This window comes from Comamonas thiooxydans (assembly GCF_000964545.1).
GTDB lineage: Bacteria > Pseudomonadota > Gammaproteobacteria > Burkholderiales > Burkholderiaceae_C > Comamonas > Comamonas thiooxydans.
This window is the reverse complement of sequence record NZ_BBVD01000022.1, coordinates 1-15,880: the sequence shown is the minus strand read 5'-3', so window position 1 is coordinate 15,880 and position 15,880 is coordinate 1. Positions and strand designations below refer to the sequence as shown.

The 15,880-nt window shown below is 55.2% G+C and carries 12 protein-coding genes; 7 read left to right on the top strand and 5 right to left on the bottom strand.

Annotated features, from left to right (window positions below; genetic code table 11):
• Positions 1 to 66: 66 nt before the first annotated feature.
• Both Cth01_RS22210 and Cth01_RS22205 read right to left on the bottom strand, forming a co-directional pair.
• Positions 67 to 1,059 (bottom strand): DUF932 domain-containing protein, encoded by a 993-nt coding sequence (locus Cth01_RS22210; protein ID WP_045840445.1) that lies wholly within the window; start codon positions 1,057 to 1,059, stop codon positions 67 to 69.
• A 91-nt stretch (positions 1,060 to 1,150) separates the two neighbouring features.
• Positions 1,151 to 1,522, bottom strand: a complete 372-nt coding sequence (locus tag Cth01_RS22205) for a membrane protein (protein ID WP_045840444.1) — start codon at positions 1,520 to 1,522, stop codon at positions 1,151 to 1,153.
• 516 nt (positions 1,523 to 2,038) lie between these two features.
• Between Cth01_RS22205 and Cth01_RS22200 the strand changes: the two genes are divergently transcribed.
• The 3 genes from Cth01_RS22200 (at position 2,039) to Cth01_RS22190 (ending at position 5,197) form a co-directional block, all read left to right on the top strand.
• Positions 2,039 to 2,419 carry a helix-turn-helix transcriptional regulator gene (locus Cth01_RS22200; RefSeq protein WP_082085704.1) on the top strand — a complete coding sequence of 127 codons (381 nt, stop codon included), beginning with the start codon at positions 2,039 to 2,041 and terminating at the stop codon, positions 2,417 to 2,419.
• Positions 2,420 to 2,618: 199 nt separating this feature from the next.
• A complete protein-coding gene (locus Cth01_RS22195; RefSeq protein ID WP_169749776.1) occupies positions 2,619 to 3,836 on the top strand; it encodes a YagK/YfjJ domain-containing protein in 1,218 nt (405 codons plus the stop codon).
• A complete protein-coding gene (locus Cth01_RS22190; protein WP_055477430.1) occupies positions 3,833 to 5,197 on the top strand; it encodes a DUF3987 domain-containing protein in 1,365 nt (454 codons plus the stop codon). Before Cth01_RS22195 ends, Cth01_RS22190 begins: the two co-directional genes overlap by 4 nt.
• A 39-nt stretch (positions 5,198 to 5,236) precedes the next feature.
• On the opposite strand, the gene Cth01_RS22185 is transcribed toward Cth01_RS22190, so the two are convergent.
• Both Cth01_RS22185 and Cth01_RS22180 read right to left on the bottom strand, forming a co-directional pair.
• Positions 5,237 to 6,100 (bottom strand): hypothetical protein, encoded by an 864-nt coding sequence (locus Cth01_RS22185; protein WP_045840443.1) that lies wholly within the window; start codon positions 6,098 to 6,100, stop codon positions 5,237 to 5,239.
• A 58-nt stretch (positions 6,101 to 6,158) separates the two neighbouring features.
• The gene (locus Cth01_RS22180; protein WP_045840442.1) at positions 6,159 to 6,437 is read right to left on the bottom strand and encodes a hypothetical protein; all 279 of its coding nucleotides are present in this window, start codon (positions 6,435 to 6,437) and stop codon (positions 6,159 to 6,161) included.
• A 471-nt stretch (positions 6,438 to 6,908) separates the two neighbouring features.
• Between Cth01_RS22180 and Cth01_RS22175 the strand changes: the two genes are divergently transcribed.
• The 4 genes from Cth01_RS22175 (at position 6,909) to Cth01_RS22160 (ending at position 15,021) form a co-directional block, all read left to right on the top strand.
• Positions 6,909 to 7,493: a recombinase family protein gene (locus tag Cth01_RS22175; protein WP_045840441.1), complete on the top strand. Its 585-nt coding sequence runs from the start codon at positions 6,909 to 6,911 to the stop codon at positions 7,491 to 7,493.
• Positions 7,494 to 7,509: 16 nt separating this feature from the next.
• Positions 7,510 to 10,767: an Eco57I restriction-modification methylase domain-containing protein gene (locus tag Cth01_RS22170; protein ID WP_045840440.1), complete on the top strand. Its 3,258-nt coding sequence runs from the start codon at positions 7,510 to 7,512 to the stop codon at positions 10,765 to 10,767.
• Between the two features lie 88 nt (positions 10,768 to 10,855).
• The gene (locus tag Cth01_RS22165; RefSeq protein ID WP_045840439.1) at positions 10,856 to 13,510 is read left to right on the top strand and encodes a TrlF family AAA-like ATPase; all 2,655 of its coding nucleotides are present in this window, start codon (positions 10,856 to 10,858) and stop codon (positions 13,508 to 13,510) included.
• 1,055 nt (positions 13,511 to 14,565) lie between these two features.
• The gene (locus Cth01_RS22160; protein WP_045840465.1) at positions 14,566 to 15,021 is read left to right on the top strand and encodes a DUF5990 family protein; all 456 of its coding nucleotides are present in this window, start codon (positions 14,566 to 14,568) and stop codon (positions 15,019 to 15,021) included.
• Positions 15,022 to 15,579: 558 nt separating this feature from the next.
• Here Cth01_RS22160 and Cth01_RS22155 read toward each other — a convergent pair.
• The coding region (locus tag Cth01_RS22155) for a diguanylate cyclase domain-containing protein (RefSeq protein ID WP_045840437.1) at positions 15,580 to 15,880 on the bottom strand (301 nt) is incomplete at its 5' end.

Below are 15,880 nucleotides of genomic sequence, written 5' to 3'. Positions count from 1 at the left end.
GAAGAGTAGGGAACCGTCCAAAGACGGACAAGAAAGCCAATGGTCAAGCACGATCAGGCCACTGGTTTAGGCCACCAGTTGCAACGCATGGTCCAAGGCTCGCTGCTTGATCACCGCGCCCTGGCCGAACCAGGCACTGTCCAGGCGGTTGTCCTGGCTGCGGGCCTGCTTCTCATGGTCCACGAACTCCGTGACGGCGCACAGCAGGCCCCAGGCCGTGTCCTTGGCCGCCTGCATCTCGGCACCTCGGCCGTGGCCCTCGTAGAGCATCTGCACCTTCTTGAGCGCCCGTTCATTGGTCAGGCCCACCGTGGGATCGGAATGCTGGTCCGTGTTGCAGATCACCTTGAGGAAATAGTTCATCGCCTCATGGGTCTTGATCTTGCGCTCGGCCAGGGTCTTCATGCGGTACATGAAGCTGTCCCACTGGCCCACGGCCACGCCCAGCTGACGCTTGACTGCCTGGGCATCGAAGGCCGTGCTGTGCGGCACCTTGACGGCGCCCACGCCATCGCGCAGCGCAATGGTCAGGGTGTTGTTGCACACCACCCGCACTGTCGTCGGCATGGCCACCGTGGCGAGAGTCCCATCGCAGGAGGTGGCCAACAGCAAATAGCCGTTGACCACATCCTTGCCCTTGAGGGCAGCGGACTTGCCGGTGCGGGCCAGGGCCCAGAACTTGCGCCCGGCCTTGAGCACGCCCGCCGTCTCCAGCTCGTAACCGGCGACTTCGGTCAAGTCCCGATAGAACTCCAGCACCTCACGGGGCTGGACTACCTGGTAGCGGCTACCCACCACCGACAGCGCGGCCTGGCTATCACTGCGGTACAGCACCTTCTGTTCGGGAAACTCCTTGGGCTCGGCATACAGGCCGGACAGCCCGGAAGAACCCGACGCACCATGGGACGCCAGATAACGCACCGGCGTTTCCTGGATACGCCAATCCATGCCGGCCGCTTGTGCCCAAATATCGATGCTCTGTTTGGCAGGCAGGGCGTGGCCCAGTTCATGCCAGGGGGTTTGGCCGGCATAGGCCATGGTTTCTATGAGATGTGCCATGAGAAAACTCCTTCAGTAAGAGAAGCGAAAAACCCAAAGGGAGAGATAAGGGGGAAGAGGGAAATGAATGCGAATGAGCCGGGTGAATCGCTCAATCGGAATCGACATAGCCGGAGGTCGATTCCAGGCGGGCAAATACATGCCTGCATTCCAGGCACTTGAAGTTGTCCAGCATTCGGGCATCAATCGTTTTACCCACCGACGTGCCGACTTCGCAGCCAATGGCCGTGCCAGCCAGGCCACCCAAAACCGCGCCTGCAATGCCACCGAGGGTTGAGCCCGCAGGGCCGGTCATCAGGCCCGAGGCAATACCAATCTGCGCCCCGCGCAGGGCGCCGACAAAGCCACCGGTGGCACCGGCAGCGCAGCCGATGGCACCTGCAGTCTTGCGTGCCCAGTTGCGGGAGACGACCCGTGGGCTATGGCACAGCGGGCAGGTGGGAGGGATGGAGGAAAAAGGCATCAGAGCTCCTTGGAAGAAAGACAAGAAGCCAGGTGCTGGAGCGCCGTGAGGTAGGCGCATCACCACGACCTGGACGGCAGACCGGTGTCTGCTCAGGTCGGTGATATGTGGTTGAAAAAAAGTGGATCGCAGCTCGCAGTGCTGCCTTGCCTTGTTGCTTTTCTGCGAATTTGGCTGTCAGCGTCTCAATCGGCCGCTTGAGGGCACCTCGGCTGCCAGGTCATCGAGCCACGCGTTTGCATGATCGAGCGTGCTAAAAGCTTCCGATTCGCATGACGCTGCTGGAGGTGGATTTCATTCGGGCGTGGAACTAAATGTTCGGACTTTTAGCACGTTCGCATGGATTGCAGAACAAGCCTTTGTGTATGCCCAAATCCGGCGTCAGGCAGCTATCAAAAAACATGCATCTAGTCAACGTAGCTGCTTAACGTGAGATGTCGCGGTTAGCAGCTGCGTGGCTGTTCTGGCGTGCTTTCGGTTCAATGGGCTTGTTTTCAACACAGGCACGAAGCCGCCATGTACCAATCTTTTGCCACCCCTGATCGTTCCAGCGAGAACGATGTTCGTGAGTCGAAGAATGTGAAATCCACCAGCGTTCCGGTGGATACCGAGATCAAGCAAATTTTGTCGAAACAGGCCCAGGAGCAGACCTCTCAGCCGAAGACCGCGCTGGAGCGTGCACTTTGCGATCCCAAGTGCGTCATCCGTTTAAAGACCTTGCTGGAAATGCTGGGTGTGTCTCGCTCCACGGTGTACCTGCGTATCAACCCGCAGTCCAAGTACTACGACCCGATGTTCCCCAAGTCCATCCCCCTCGGCATGAAGGCGAAGGGATGGGTTCTGGAGGACGTCCACGCATACATAGAGCATTTGCGCAATCAAGCAGAAATTGCTTAATTCCGGGGTACTAAATATCTGAATATTGGAGAAATAAAAATACCTGCCTGAGACGGGAGATGAAATCATCCATATCCCGAAGATCTCAGCTGATTTTTGTCTTGAAATACTCCTATTTATCTCGAAATTAAATAACTGAATATATAGATGAGTATAAGAATCTGAATATATCAGTAAACAACTGTCTAGGAGAATGATGATGAAGAAGCTGGATGTATCAGCTTCTTCTCTTGATGTGAGTGCATCAACAGAAGATGATGAAGCTCCTGTGTATATGCGTGGTGCTGATGGTGTGGTTTTGAATTCCATGATTCAGAATGTTGTGGAATGGACTCTGAGAACACCGCATGTTTATCCTTTTAATCTGGAAATTAACAAACAAAAATATAAGTATGAAATAGTTGTCTATCAGAAGTCTATTTTTGAGCTGATCTATGAAGTCAGCTCTCTTGTTGGAAGAAATATCGACATTTCTTCAGAATGCTATGTAGAGATCAATCCCGCTGCGTTGGTAGTGCTCGAAGGAACGAAGGAGTGGCTGACAGCCAAGAATAAAAAAGTGAATGAGTGGGTGATGCATCTGATTTTTGAGATGACATTCGACGAGTTTCGCATACAGTCGGATGACGTTCAACTGGAAATCAAAAAGGCAGTCAACGACCTGTCATTGTTCTTGCATAAGAATTTGATGCAGGCTGGCGGGAACGGTCTACTTCACAGTTTCAAACGCAACTCAACGGAGTGCTATAAGCAGTTAATGCTGGTGGGTGAGCAGTCATGGAAGCTGCATAACTCGATACTTCTGATCCGTTTGGATTGGGGAGAGCCTTACAGGGTTCCGGATATGCGTGCAAGGTTTGCATCTCAGCAAGACTATGAAGCGCGCTTTAAACAGGTCAGTGAGGTTCGAGAAAAAATGCTCAAGATTCTTCGCAAAATATTCAAGGACGATCTTATTTTCTTTGCCTGGAAGATCGAATGTGCTCCCATCAAGGGTTTGCACATTCATTGGTTGATTGGTCTCAACGGAGCCAAGTATCAGGACCGTATCAACGTTGCGCGCATGATCGCGCATAAGTGGGATGAGAAGCCCAGGGCAGATGGTGCATATACTCGCAATCAGAGCACTCGCCAAAAGCACGAAGAGGCCATCCTGCGCGTGATCAACTACAGCGATCCGCTGCTGTGGCGGATCATGGGTGGCTATTCCGACTACCTGACCAAGGTCGATTACCTGACCCGCTTCAGGGCTCCGGGCAAGATGCGCAGCTTTGGCTGCACCAAACTCAAGAAGATCACCGCGTCCAAAAAGGGACCCAAGCGTAGCAAGAAGATGCCCAAGCTGGATATGTTGGCTGTGCGTCGTCCGTTGAAGGAACTCAGTGAAGAGATGGGGTGGAAGGAGTACAAGGCATGAACTGGATTCCTCCTCTCTATCCTCTTGACTGCCTGCATGAACTGGGTGGTGATTTTGCGAGTTGTGTGGCCCGCACCGTGGAGACGAAAGATGCGCTGGTGGGTCCTGTGGTGCTCTCCGCAATGGCATCGGCAGTGCATGGCGTGCTCGACATCTACACCCCGACCCACCGGGTGATGCCCACCAGCCTCTATGTGTCCGTGATCGCTGGTTCTGGTCTTGGCAAGTCGGCAAGCGTTAACTGCGCATACCACGGCTTCCGTGACTTTGAGGCTGGTTGCGAAGGACGCTTTGCAGGCAAGGAAGGCTTTGATCCGAGTCAGGGCCATCCTTACCGTTTGGACGATGCTTCCGAAAGTGGAGTGATTGCGCTGTTTGGCAGTGGAGCCAAGGCGATGGCAATGGTTCTGGACGAAGGTGGAGCGCTGGCAAAACATCTCGACCTTCCTGGCATGTGCAAGCGTTACGACGGGGATGATCTGCGCTTTTTGCGTAAGCACGAGATGATCCAGATACGTGACACGCGCACCACCTTTTGCATGACGGTCCAGGATGCTGTTTTTGATCAGTTGCTCAAAGGCAAGCAGGGTGCGTTGATGGTCCCTTCTGGGCTGATGCCTCGCATGCTGCTGTCGTACGCCACAGATTCCGTCCAGCACATCAGCTTCGGCAAGGCAGCACAGAATCCCAATCTTCATCGTTTCCACGACCGTGTCCGGGAGCTGATGAATGACTACCGTGCGATCCTGCAGACTTCGGGGCAGAGGGCGCAGATCCGCTTGTCTTCTGAGGCGGAGAAGCTTTGGCGTCAGGCTGACAAGTACTGGAAGGCATTGCCTGGCGCTGATGATGCTTGGGTGGGCATGGAGCCCTTTGTGCAACGCGCAGGCGAGCATGCCATGCGCATCGCTGCTATTTTGCAGTGGTTCACTGCCCCTCAACCTGTGATTGGCCAGCCCTATATGCAGTCTGCACTGACACTGATGGACTGGCATTTGGAGCAGGCGTTGATGGGGTTTGGCGAGCAGTCGGAAACGGCTCTTCAAATGAGCTATGCCGACGAACTCTACGCCTATATGCTGCGGAAATTCAAGGAGCTCGGGCAGGGCGCTTTTATGCGCGGGCATCTGCTGTGCAATGGTCCTGCTTCTACCCGTAACGCTGCCAACCTGAACTTAGCTACTGACCAGCTTTTGCAGGATGGCAAAGTGGTGGCAAACCCTCCAGGATCACGCAAGCAGTTGATCCTCAATCTGACGCCTGACTTAACTGCACAAGCGATACCTGTACAACCGGTACCTGGCCGAAAACTCACTGATTTCCTGAATGGTTCGAAGTTCGGACGGCCCCTTACCCCTTAGTCACAGACACCCGATCAAGCCTCCTAGATGCTCGCTGCGTCAGGAGGCTTTTTTCTTGGGCGGAACCAGCTTCTCCCACCTTTCTTTGAAGGTAGGGTCGCTCCGCCTCCATTCTAGGAACTTGCGCTCCAAACCATCGACTGTCAGTCCCTTGCCAGAGGCAATTTTTCGACCGATGGTCGGGTGATGTTTGCCGAGGTGATCGCGCTGGTATGCCTTTAGGGTGCTTTCCAACTGCGTCTCACATTTGTCAAAAAAATCTATATATGAAGGGAATGTACTGCCAGCTTTGGATGCCAGAAAGTCAGAGAAGCAAGACTTCAGAACATCTTCGCCAACGGCTTTAGCCTTGCCTCCCTTGCTTGCTCTGCCTTGTCTAGCGATAGGGTCAGCAGGTGCACCCAGTGGGCTGTCCAGCATCTGGTAGAGACGGTAGCAATGCAATTGCAGCGCAAAAAAATGCGGCACAACCTTGTTCAGGAACGACTCGGAGCGGAGGTTTTCTGAGGTCAGAAGAGTCGTGATAAACGCAGCATCTTCCAAAGGCAGTTGGAACCCTTCTGTGTTTGCATCAAGTTGAAGACGCACGGCACGATCGTGGATTGCTGCTACCTCGCGCAGCAATTCAGCATAGGTTTGGACCAGGGTGTTTTTTGGCTTGCTTTCCTGCTTGGGCAGCGATTGTGCTTTGAGTGCAAGTGAAGAGTTTTCATGTGCACAAGGCCCCCAAAGCAGCTTGATAAGTTTGCTGTGCTTGGTTTCTGCCTCACTAGCTAAATCAGCTGCCAGCATCCAAATGGCCTTGAGCTTGCCAAGAAGGGTGCCTGGGCTGGTGTACATGGCTGAAGTGGCGAGGTTCGCTTTGAAATCCAACGCGTTTTCGATTGGCTTTGCAGCGGACATAGCAGTCTGGGTTTGTATCCATCAGAAATGGAACTATCCGCGGGAGCAAGTCAAGAGATCACTCATCCTCAGCAATACTGGCTTTCGTCATACCTTCAACGATGCCATGCAAAACGGCGATCGATTCATTGCTCAGTGGCACTGGGAGGTGGTCAGTGAATGTGTCGTAGAGAGCTTCACTAAACTCCTTTGCGCCGTTTTCTTGTTTAAAAAGGTGCCTGTTGTTAAACGCGTAAGCAAGTGCGAAACCGAAGGCTTGTCCAGTTGCGTTTGTAAGTGTGTACCAGCGTTCGCTCTCGGCGCTACCATCTTCGAATTTATTCAGGTTTTCAGACATCGCAGTTTGGTCGCTCTAAAAGCTGCAGAAAAAACAGGATGATAAGTATCTCCCAATTTCAACTGTCGCTTTTCAACAGTCTTGCTCCTCGGCTTTGTCAGCTACCCTTCAGGGCGAGGACGTGACGAATCTCGCGCGTGTCCCGGTGATCGACAACATCACGAAGAAGGGCGCCATCATCTATCGCGTGGGCACTTCGCCGGCGCAGCCTGGCTGCTGGAGCAGCTCAACCGCGAACCGACCGACGATGAGGTGGCTTACCGACGGCTGTGGGAAAGCCAGGCGGCATCCATGCCCTGATCGACGTCAAATCGTTGTTCATAAAACGGTAGTTTGTTGGACAGTTGCCGCAAGGAGAGCTTTTGCCCGTCCAAAGTGCTGCCCGGCTGTTAAAATCAGCGTCAACTTATCAACGTCCAGCAAACACACCTTTGCTGGACATTTTTTGTGCCTTGAGGGCGGGGACGGCCAATGGAGCAGCGCATCGGATACGCGCGTGTCTCGACAAGTGACCAGAACCCGGACTTGCAGAGGGATGCTCTCAGGCAAGCCGGGTGCGACGACGTGTACGAGGAAACGGCCAGTGGCAAGAACGCTGACCGGCCGCAGCTCGCCGAGTGCCTGCGGCGCTTACGGCGTGGCGACACCTTGGTGGTCTGGAAGCTCGACCGGCTGGGCCGTTCTCTCTCCGACCTTGTGCAGATCGCCGACAGGCTGCGTGCTGCTGGCGTGTATATCGAGCTGTTGCAGCCGCGAGTCGTGTTCGACGATTCGACGATGGGTAAGGCCATGTACGCGATGTTCGGCATGTTCGCCGAGATGGAGCGTGACCTGATCCGCGAGCGCACCCGCGCAGGCCTTGCCGCAGCCCGCGCCAGGGGCCGCGCCGGCGGGCGGAAGCCGAAGCTCACCGAGGCCCAGATCAAAGAGATCAACGAGATGGTGGACGCGCAGAAGCTCCCCATAGGTCGAATCGCCGAGCTGTACGGTGTCTCGCGAACCACAATTTACAAGGTAGCTCCTATTGGGCGGCCCGAGCCGAAGCGGCAGAACTGAAAACAGAAGGACAACGATGGACACCAATACCAAGAGGGGCTACGACCTAATCAATCGCCGCCGCAAGCAGTGGGTCAACGAGGAAGAAGTACGCCACGCATGGATGAAGGGGCTTGAAGAGGCCTTGCAGATCGACTTGGACGCGGAGAGAGCCAAGCGCGACTCTAGCTACAACAACGTCGTCATCGAGTTCAAAGGCCCCGGTCTCTTCAAGGGGAGTGAGACAAGTCCGAAGTTCATTGAGGCGACCGATGGTCGCCTCTTGAAATACATCCCCCGCTTGGCTGCTGAGCAAGGGCTGGATGAGAAGGACTACATCGGTATTGCCATCGACGGCGATCATGTGGGCTTTGCCCAAGTCCAAGGCGGAAAGATCGTTCACCAGCCACTGATGCCGTTCTCGACCATTGCCTTCCAGATGGTGGTAGATGCGCTGAGAGCAAATTTCCGGCGAGCCATCACATCGGAGAACCTAGCCGAGGACTTTGGTCATCTATCCGAGACAGGCTGCGAGTTCATGCAGGAACTGTCCAATGCTCTTGCTGACGCTCTTGGGCAGCCCGGCAACCGCAAAATCAAGATGCTCTTCGAGGAATGGGCAACCTTGTATGGGCAGGCCGCTGACCTCAGCATTCAACAGCGCAAGAAGATCAATGGGTCATTGGGATTTGACTTCGCAGGCCCGGCTGCCATTGACTTGCCAGCCAAGCTTTTCGTTACCCACACCTTTCATTCTCTGCTGATGAAGCTGATCGCGGCCGAGATCGTGGCTGCACATGGCATGGCGTCAAGCACTTCCCTGATCCATGAGTTACTGGCTCTCGGATCGGACGAAGCCCTGATTGAGGCACTACGCTCGGATATCGAGAACGGCGGGTTCTTCAACGCAGTCGGCTTGCATGGCTTTGTCGAAGAAGCCATCTTTAGTTGGTATCTGGATGCTACAACCAAGAAGGCGATTCGCACGTCGATGTGCTTGGCGATTCGCACCTTGCTGGCCCAGCTTTCGGTCTATCGCTTCGATACCATCAAGAAGACCGGCCGCTCGCGCGATGTTCTGCGTGACTTCTATCAGGACTTGGTGCCGGAGGAATTGCGCAAGAGCCTTGGCGAGTTCTACACGCCGGACTGGTTGGTCGAGCACTCTGTGGCAAAGCTCGGCTACAAGCGAGACAAGTGGCTTGCTGCTCGGCTACTTGACCCGACATGTGGGTCTGGTTCGTTCCTGCTGGAAGCTATTGAGCAGAAGCGCCGAGCAGCGCTGACGGCGGGATGGACTGCTGAGCAGACCGTGGACATGCTGACCACGACGGTCTGGGGCTTCGACCTCAACCCGCTTGCTGTGCAATCCTCTCGCGTCAACTTCCTGATCGCTATCGCAGACTTGTTGCAGCAGTGCAAGGGTAAAGACGTTGAGATTCCCGTTCTCTTAGCTGATGCGGTGTACTCCCCTGCCCCCCACCCTGACGGCGATCAAAAGGTGGTTGAGTACAGCATTGGCAGCCAGCAAGCAAATCTGCAAGTTGTTCTACCTACTGACTTGGCGCGTGATCGCGTGTTGCTCGACAAAGTATTCCAGTTCATGGGAGAAGAGGTTGAAAACGACACTGAATTCCCGCCCGTCTCTAAGGCGCTGGTGAAAGCCAAGATACTGAGCAAGGCGCAGGCCGATGAGTGGAATGACCACCTCAAGACGACCTATGACCAAGTGCTCGCACTGCATCGGCAGAACTGGAACGGTATTTGGTTCAGGATCGTGCGCAACTTCTTTTGGTCAGCTACTGCCGGACAGTTTGATGCCATTGTTGGTAATCCGCCTTGGGTACGATGGTCGAATCTCCCAGAGGCATACCGGAACCGAGCTAAGCCGACCTGCGAAAAGTACGCCATCTTCTCGGACACCAAATTCCACGGTGGCAACGAGTTAGACATTTCCGCCATCATCACCTACACGACGGCTGACAAATGGCTGGTCGAAGATGGACGGTTGGTGTTTGTCATCACGCAGACGGTGTTCCAGTCGCCTTCGTCGCAAGGCTTCCGGCGCTTCCGTATCAATGCAACCGACCGCTTGGTGCCTATCTCCATCGATGACATGAAGGAGCTAAAGCCGTTTCCAGACGCGGCGAATAAAACGGCTGTCGCCATGTTCACGAAGAAGATAGGGGGGACGACCCGCTATCCGTTGGACTACCGGGTCTGGCTTGGCAAGCCCAAGACCGACAAAGCAGGCAATCCGAAGAAGGGGCGCGGCGGTCAAGTGGCTCGCTTGAAGGCAATCGACCCACGTCTACATCGTGCAGAGGTGACTGATCTTGTGGATGTGATTCAGATGGAGGCCAATCCCGTCTCGCAGACTATGGAGGGGGCTCCTTGGGCCATCATGAAGCCGGGGCACTTCGCCGCATGTCAGCCGATGTTTGGCCCCTCTACTTGGGTCAACGGCCGTAAGGGCATCACGACTGACCTGAATGGCGTCTATTTTGTGGATGTCATTGACTCGAACCCCGCAACAAAGACGGTCAAGGTGCGAACTCGGCCACATGAAGGCAAAACCGACTTGGGGCAGCCGCGCGAATTCTGGGTTGAGGCTGAGAGCTTGTTTCCCCTGGCAAAGGGTGCAGGCGACCTCCATCCATGCTATTTTCTGCCGGAGAACACGCTCTATGCTTTCGTGCCGAATAAGGGCATTGATCGGGCTTCATTGGACAGCGCTGCGGCGCGCTACAGCAGTCACACGAATCCTAAGACATTCAATTTTTTCAAGGCCTACAAGTCATTTTTGGAGTCGCGTTCCACCTTCAGGACGCGCATGAAGGGAGCTCCTTTCTTCGCAATCTACAACGTGGGCGACTACACCTTCGCACCCTATAAGGTGATTTGGGCCGAGATGACGGGCGACTTTTCTGCGGCCGTCGTGGCGTCTGGGTCTGTGCCGGGCTACGGGCAGCGTGTTTATGTTCCTGACCACAAGCTCTACTTTGCCGACTTCGACCAACCGGAGCCAGCCTTTTATTTGTGCGGATTGCTGCACTCGGAGATCGTCAAGGAGATGATCGAGGCGCACAACGTGGCAACCAATATGGGCGACATCTTCAAGCATGTGAGTCTGCCTGCGTATGACGCTAATTTGCCCGAGCATAAGGCGCTTGCTGAGTTAGTGAAGCAGGCCCATCAAGAGCATGACTCTAAGAAGCGGGCCAATATCGTTGCCAAGGTCAGGGCTGCTGCTGCTGAAATCATTGAAGCTGAAATCGCACTTCGCCAGCAATGAGTTCGATGACGGAAAACCAATAGCAGGTGCAGCCGATAGTCCTGTAGCGCGTCGCCATGCATCGCAACTGTAGAAATCAGGGAGGAATATGAGCGATCAATACACTTACGCGAGATTTTGGCTCTGCGCGCTACAGGTCAATCCTGTTGGCTACAACGGCACCTACAGGGGAGGCGATCATGGGCTGGATGAGGGCGGCTACAACCAAGCGCTGCTCCAAAAGTGCCTTAAGCTGGGCATCAAGGTTGTCGGTTTAGCCGACCACGGCAGCGTGGCCAGCGTCGATGCTCTGCGTCAGGTGCTACAGCCGCACGGGATCGTGGTGTTTCCTGGCTTCGAGATCGCCTCGAACGACAAGACCCATTACGTCTGTCTGTTCTCCGAGGAAACCACGGGGCAGCAACTCGAACGCTATCTTGGTAATCTAGATCTTCTTGATCCAACAGACGGTGTTCGCCCGTCTCGATTGAGTTCAGAGCAACTGATTGAGAAGGTCGATCAACTCGGAGGCTTCATCTATGCTGCGCACTGTACGTCGGACAGTGGGCTTCTAAAAAATCGGCTCAACCATGTGTGGAAGCTCCACAAGCTCCGCGCAGCCCAGATTCCTGGGTCGATAGATGACTTGGCGGGAGTGGAAAGTGACTTCTACCGCAGGGTGCTGCTGAACAAGGATGATGCATACCGGCGCGAGAGGCCCGTAGCTGTCATCAATGCCAAGGATGTCGCAAAGCCGGATGAATTGGAGCAACCCGGTGCCACTTGCCTTATCAAGATGACGCGGCCCAACTTCGCGGCGTTCAAGGTTGCCTTCCTCGATCCGGGATCGCGAATCCGCCTTAACTCTCAGCAGGCCCAAAGCCCGATTGGCAAGGTGGCACGCATGACGGTGGCTGGTGGCTACCTGGATGGCATCCGGGTGGATTTTTCCGACCATCTCAACACGGTGATCGGCGGCCGTGGAACGGGTAAGTCCACCTTGCTCGAATGTCTGCGCTTCGCCTTGGACTTGCCACCCAAAGGCAAACAGGCGCAGAAGCTCCACCAAGAGATCATCAAGGAGAACCTTGGCCGTTCGGCCGGCCGGGTTGAGCTGACAGTGGTTTCCTCTGCACAGAACGGCAAGCAGTACACCATCTCGCGCCGTCATAACGAGCCGCCGATGGTGCGTGACATGGATGGCAACGTCTCGACCCTGCTTCCGCGCGACTTGCTGCCGGGCATCGACATTTATGGACAGAACGAGATTTACGAGCTGGCCCAAGATGAAACCAGCCGAGTGCAGTTGCTGGATCGCTTTCTTCCTCAAGACGGGGAATACGAGGCGAAGAGCTCCGACGTGCATAGGCGTTTGAAGGAGAACCAGCAGAAGCTCACGAAGTCCCTGAGCGATCTTGATGATCTGAATGCGCAGCTTGAGCGCTTGCCCAAGCTGGAAGAGCAGCTTCGCGGTTTTGACGAGCTGGGGATCAAGGAGAAGCTGGCCAAGACCTCATTGCTCGCGCGCGAGCGAGAGATTGCCAAGACCGTGACCGAGGGCGTACAGAGCTTTCGCGACGCCCTTTCAGACCTGCGTGACAGCGTTCCTGACCTTGACTTCATCAACGATGAGGCTCTTGAGGGGTTGCCTGACGCCGCTCAGTTGCTCGCCATGCGCACGGCGCTGGATGTTCTCAGGCAGGGGTTCACCGACCATCTGGCCGCCATGCAGGCCTTGCTTGATGACAAGGCGGCACAGCTCACAACCCAGCATGGCGCATGGCAGCAGGCGATTCAGGAGCACGATGTTGAGTTGGAGAAGGCGCTGCGGACGTTGCCCGCCACTGCTGGAAAGAGCGGGCAGGAGGTCGGTGTTGCCTATCAGAAGTTGATGGGGGAGATCGAGCGCATCAAGCCCATGAAGTCGCGGGCGACTACGCACGAGTCCCAGCGCGACACCTTTCGTCAGGAACGGCGCAACCTGTTGGCCGAGCTGTCTGATTTGCGTGCGCAACGCATACAGGCGTTGCAGAAGGCCGGGAAGAAGCTGAACAGACGACTTGAGGGCAAGCTCAAGGTGGAAATCGTGCCGGAGGCTGACCGCACGCCATTGATGGCGTTCCTGCTTGGATGCAAGTTGGATGGCGTAGGTGAAAAGCGGCTTGCGTTCATTGAGGATGCTGAGACGATCAGCCCGTTGTCGCTGGCCCAGTCGATTCAGAAAGGGTCTGCCGACGTGCAGCTTGATTGGGGCGTCACGGAGATGGTGGCCGACGCACTCACCAAGCTCCAGTCGTCTCAGCTCATGGAGTTGGAGGCCTTGGAGCTGGAGCATCGCGTGGACATCTTCTTGAATGTCGCGCACGGCCAAGCCGATGCGGTATTCCGGCCGCTCAACAAGCTTTCTACGGGCCAGCAGTGCACTGCAATCCTGCACATGCTATTGCTTGAGAGCGTTGATCCCCTTCTCATGGATCAGCCGGAGGACAACCTTGACAACGCCTTCATCGCAGATCGGATCGTCGCCGAGTTGAGGGAGGCAAAAACCAGTCGGCAGTTCTTGTTCGCGACACACAACGCGAACATCCCGGTGTTCGGTGATGCCGAGTGGATTGGCGTTTTCACGGCCGCTGAGAACCAAGGTTGTCTCGGGCAGGAAGCACAAGGCTCGATTGACGTTCCCGTTATTCGAGATCAGGTGGCCAGCATTCTGGAAGGCGGCCGTGACGCCTTCGTCCAGCGAAAAGAGAAGTACGAGTTCTAAGTGGTCGTGAAGTGGATCAGCACATTGCTGAGGTCGATTCTTTGCCTAGAAGCTGTTTAAATGCAAAGAAAAGCGATGTAGTCAGATGTATACAAGTATTCAATTCAGCTAGGAATTGAATCATTCTTTCCAAAGCAGTTCAAGCTTAATTAAGGCTATGCGGGGGAACAACATGGGGAACAATTGCATGGATATTTTTCATAAAATTGTTATTCCATGGGGTTCGGGGATCATGATTCGATAGACGCCAGCCCACCGCCCTACACCAAGTAAATGCTAGGTGTAGGGCGGTTTTCTTTTGTCTAGATGGTGCAGGCTGGTGCGCAAGAATGCACGGAAAGTGCACGCGGAATGCACCGGTCTCAGCTGACAGCTCGCAGGGCCGGTTTCGGCTTCTGGTAGTCCTCCTGGATGAACTTGCCATACGTCCGGAACACCATCTCCACTTCCTCTGCCCCACCTGGCTGGCAACGTACCATGGATTGGCGCCGGCCGTCAGCAAGGCCGAGGCATAGGTATGACGGACCTGATAGGGATTCCGATACTCCACCTCGGTGCGTTTGCAGGCCGGCTGCCAGAGCGTCTTGCGGATCTGGGCGTCGGTGCTCCATGGTTCTCCCGTGCGAGGGTTGAGCCAGACACGCTCGTCCTTGAGCTCAGAGATAGGGCACTGGGCGCGCAGCGCTGCGAGTGCTTCGGCGGATAGCTCCACATCTCAGATGCCGGCGGCTGTCTTGGGCTCTTTGATTACGCCTGTGACCTGATTGAGTTCTATACGGGCAATAGCTCGTTCCCAATCGATGTGGCTCCACTGCAACGCCTGCAGCCCGCCTGGGCGCCGGCCCGTCTCAAACCAAAACTGGAGCATGGGCCTTTCGTCGGGGCGGCAGGCCTTGAGGATGGCCTCGCGCTCAGCCGCGCTGAACGACGTCCCCACATAGTCGCTGGCCTTTGCCGTTTGCCGAATGAACTGGCAGCTGCATTACGTCTTTACGCATGTACAGTGAGAGCCTTCAGAGACCGTTGAAATCCAGCAGTGAAAGCAGTTTGTGGTCATGAGCAAAGACAACTCCGCACAGTCCGTTCGTATACGAATACTGGTGGTGAATACTCCGCTTGATGTTCGGTTCGCAGTGCAACGCGGCAGGTCGGGTTTGCTCGATCCAATGGATGGCCAGCACGAGCCTCTTCGGTTCGAGTTCTCGCTTCGCCTGGGTTTGCCCCTCTCGACAGGTGCAGTCAATTTCTTGGGTGAGTTCGCTCAGGGCCCATCTTCCGAACGTTTCGTTTACATCAATTCCGGCACCCTTGCGGGGCAGGCAGGCTCGCCCTGGACTCGTCGCGCCAAGCTGAAGCTGGCGTCTATTCCCCAGGAAGTCGTTGACGCCGCGCTCTCCTCTGGAGGAGTCATTGAGGCACGCGTTCAAGGGACGATGGGAGACGGCGGCCCTGTTTGCGCTTCGCTGAAGCCGCATGCAGTCGTCTGGGGCATTGCGCACGATGTTGCTTAGCCTTCGGGATCAATCTTTGCATGCATATTTTCTCCCTTTATGAGAAAAGCCCGCGTGGCGGGCTGGGGTGTTGTGGTGAAATTTTTCAGTAGTGCGTTTGTTGACGCGGGCGCTTTATTTCATGTGCGCTGCACTTGCCTAGGGAGAGGACGATGGGCAATCGTGAAGTAGATGGCTTTCAGGTGTGGACTGAAGTCAGACAGCAGGGTGCCGAGCTGGCTGGTACGTTCGTCTTGACGAAGGCGATAGATTGCAAGGTCGGCACGAAGCGCTTCAGAGTGATCACTGTGCACACTTTTACGTCCTTGGAGGCCGCGCAAGCAGCACCAATCCAGGTCGTACAAGCGATCACATCAGTTCCCGAGACTGGTGTGCCGAGCCCACTCGTTTACTGAATGGGCGGTGTGTCCACACCATTGGGTTTGAAAGTGGAATCGGGGCTGCAATAGGCAGCAGACTTGAAGAGCGCCTGATTATGGATATCCCGCAAGCTGGCAAGACCCGTTCAGTAGCTGGCGTTAGGTTGGGCAATTGAACGGCTCTTGTTATCTGAGTCTTTTAAGCGGCATGCCTGTTCCATAGCTGATGAGTTTCTACAGATATGTCTGGATAGGAAAACCCCGATACATGAACCCGATCACGCCCCGCATTCTTGGCTTGGTAAAGGAGTCGATCGGCTTCCTTCATGGCTTGCTCAAACTGGAAGGACCTGGTGATCAATGAAATTCCGAAGCTCATGGTCAATTTGGGGCCGGTTGGAAGAACGGTATTTCTTGACCCGAGATCACGCTGGATTCGCTGCGCAATGAGTTCTGCATCTTCCGGCGTTATGTCTGCCAATAGCAGCACAAATTCTTCG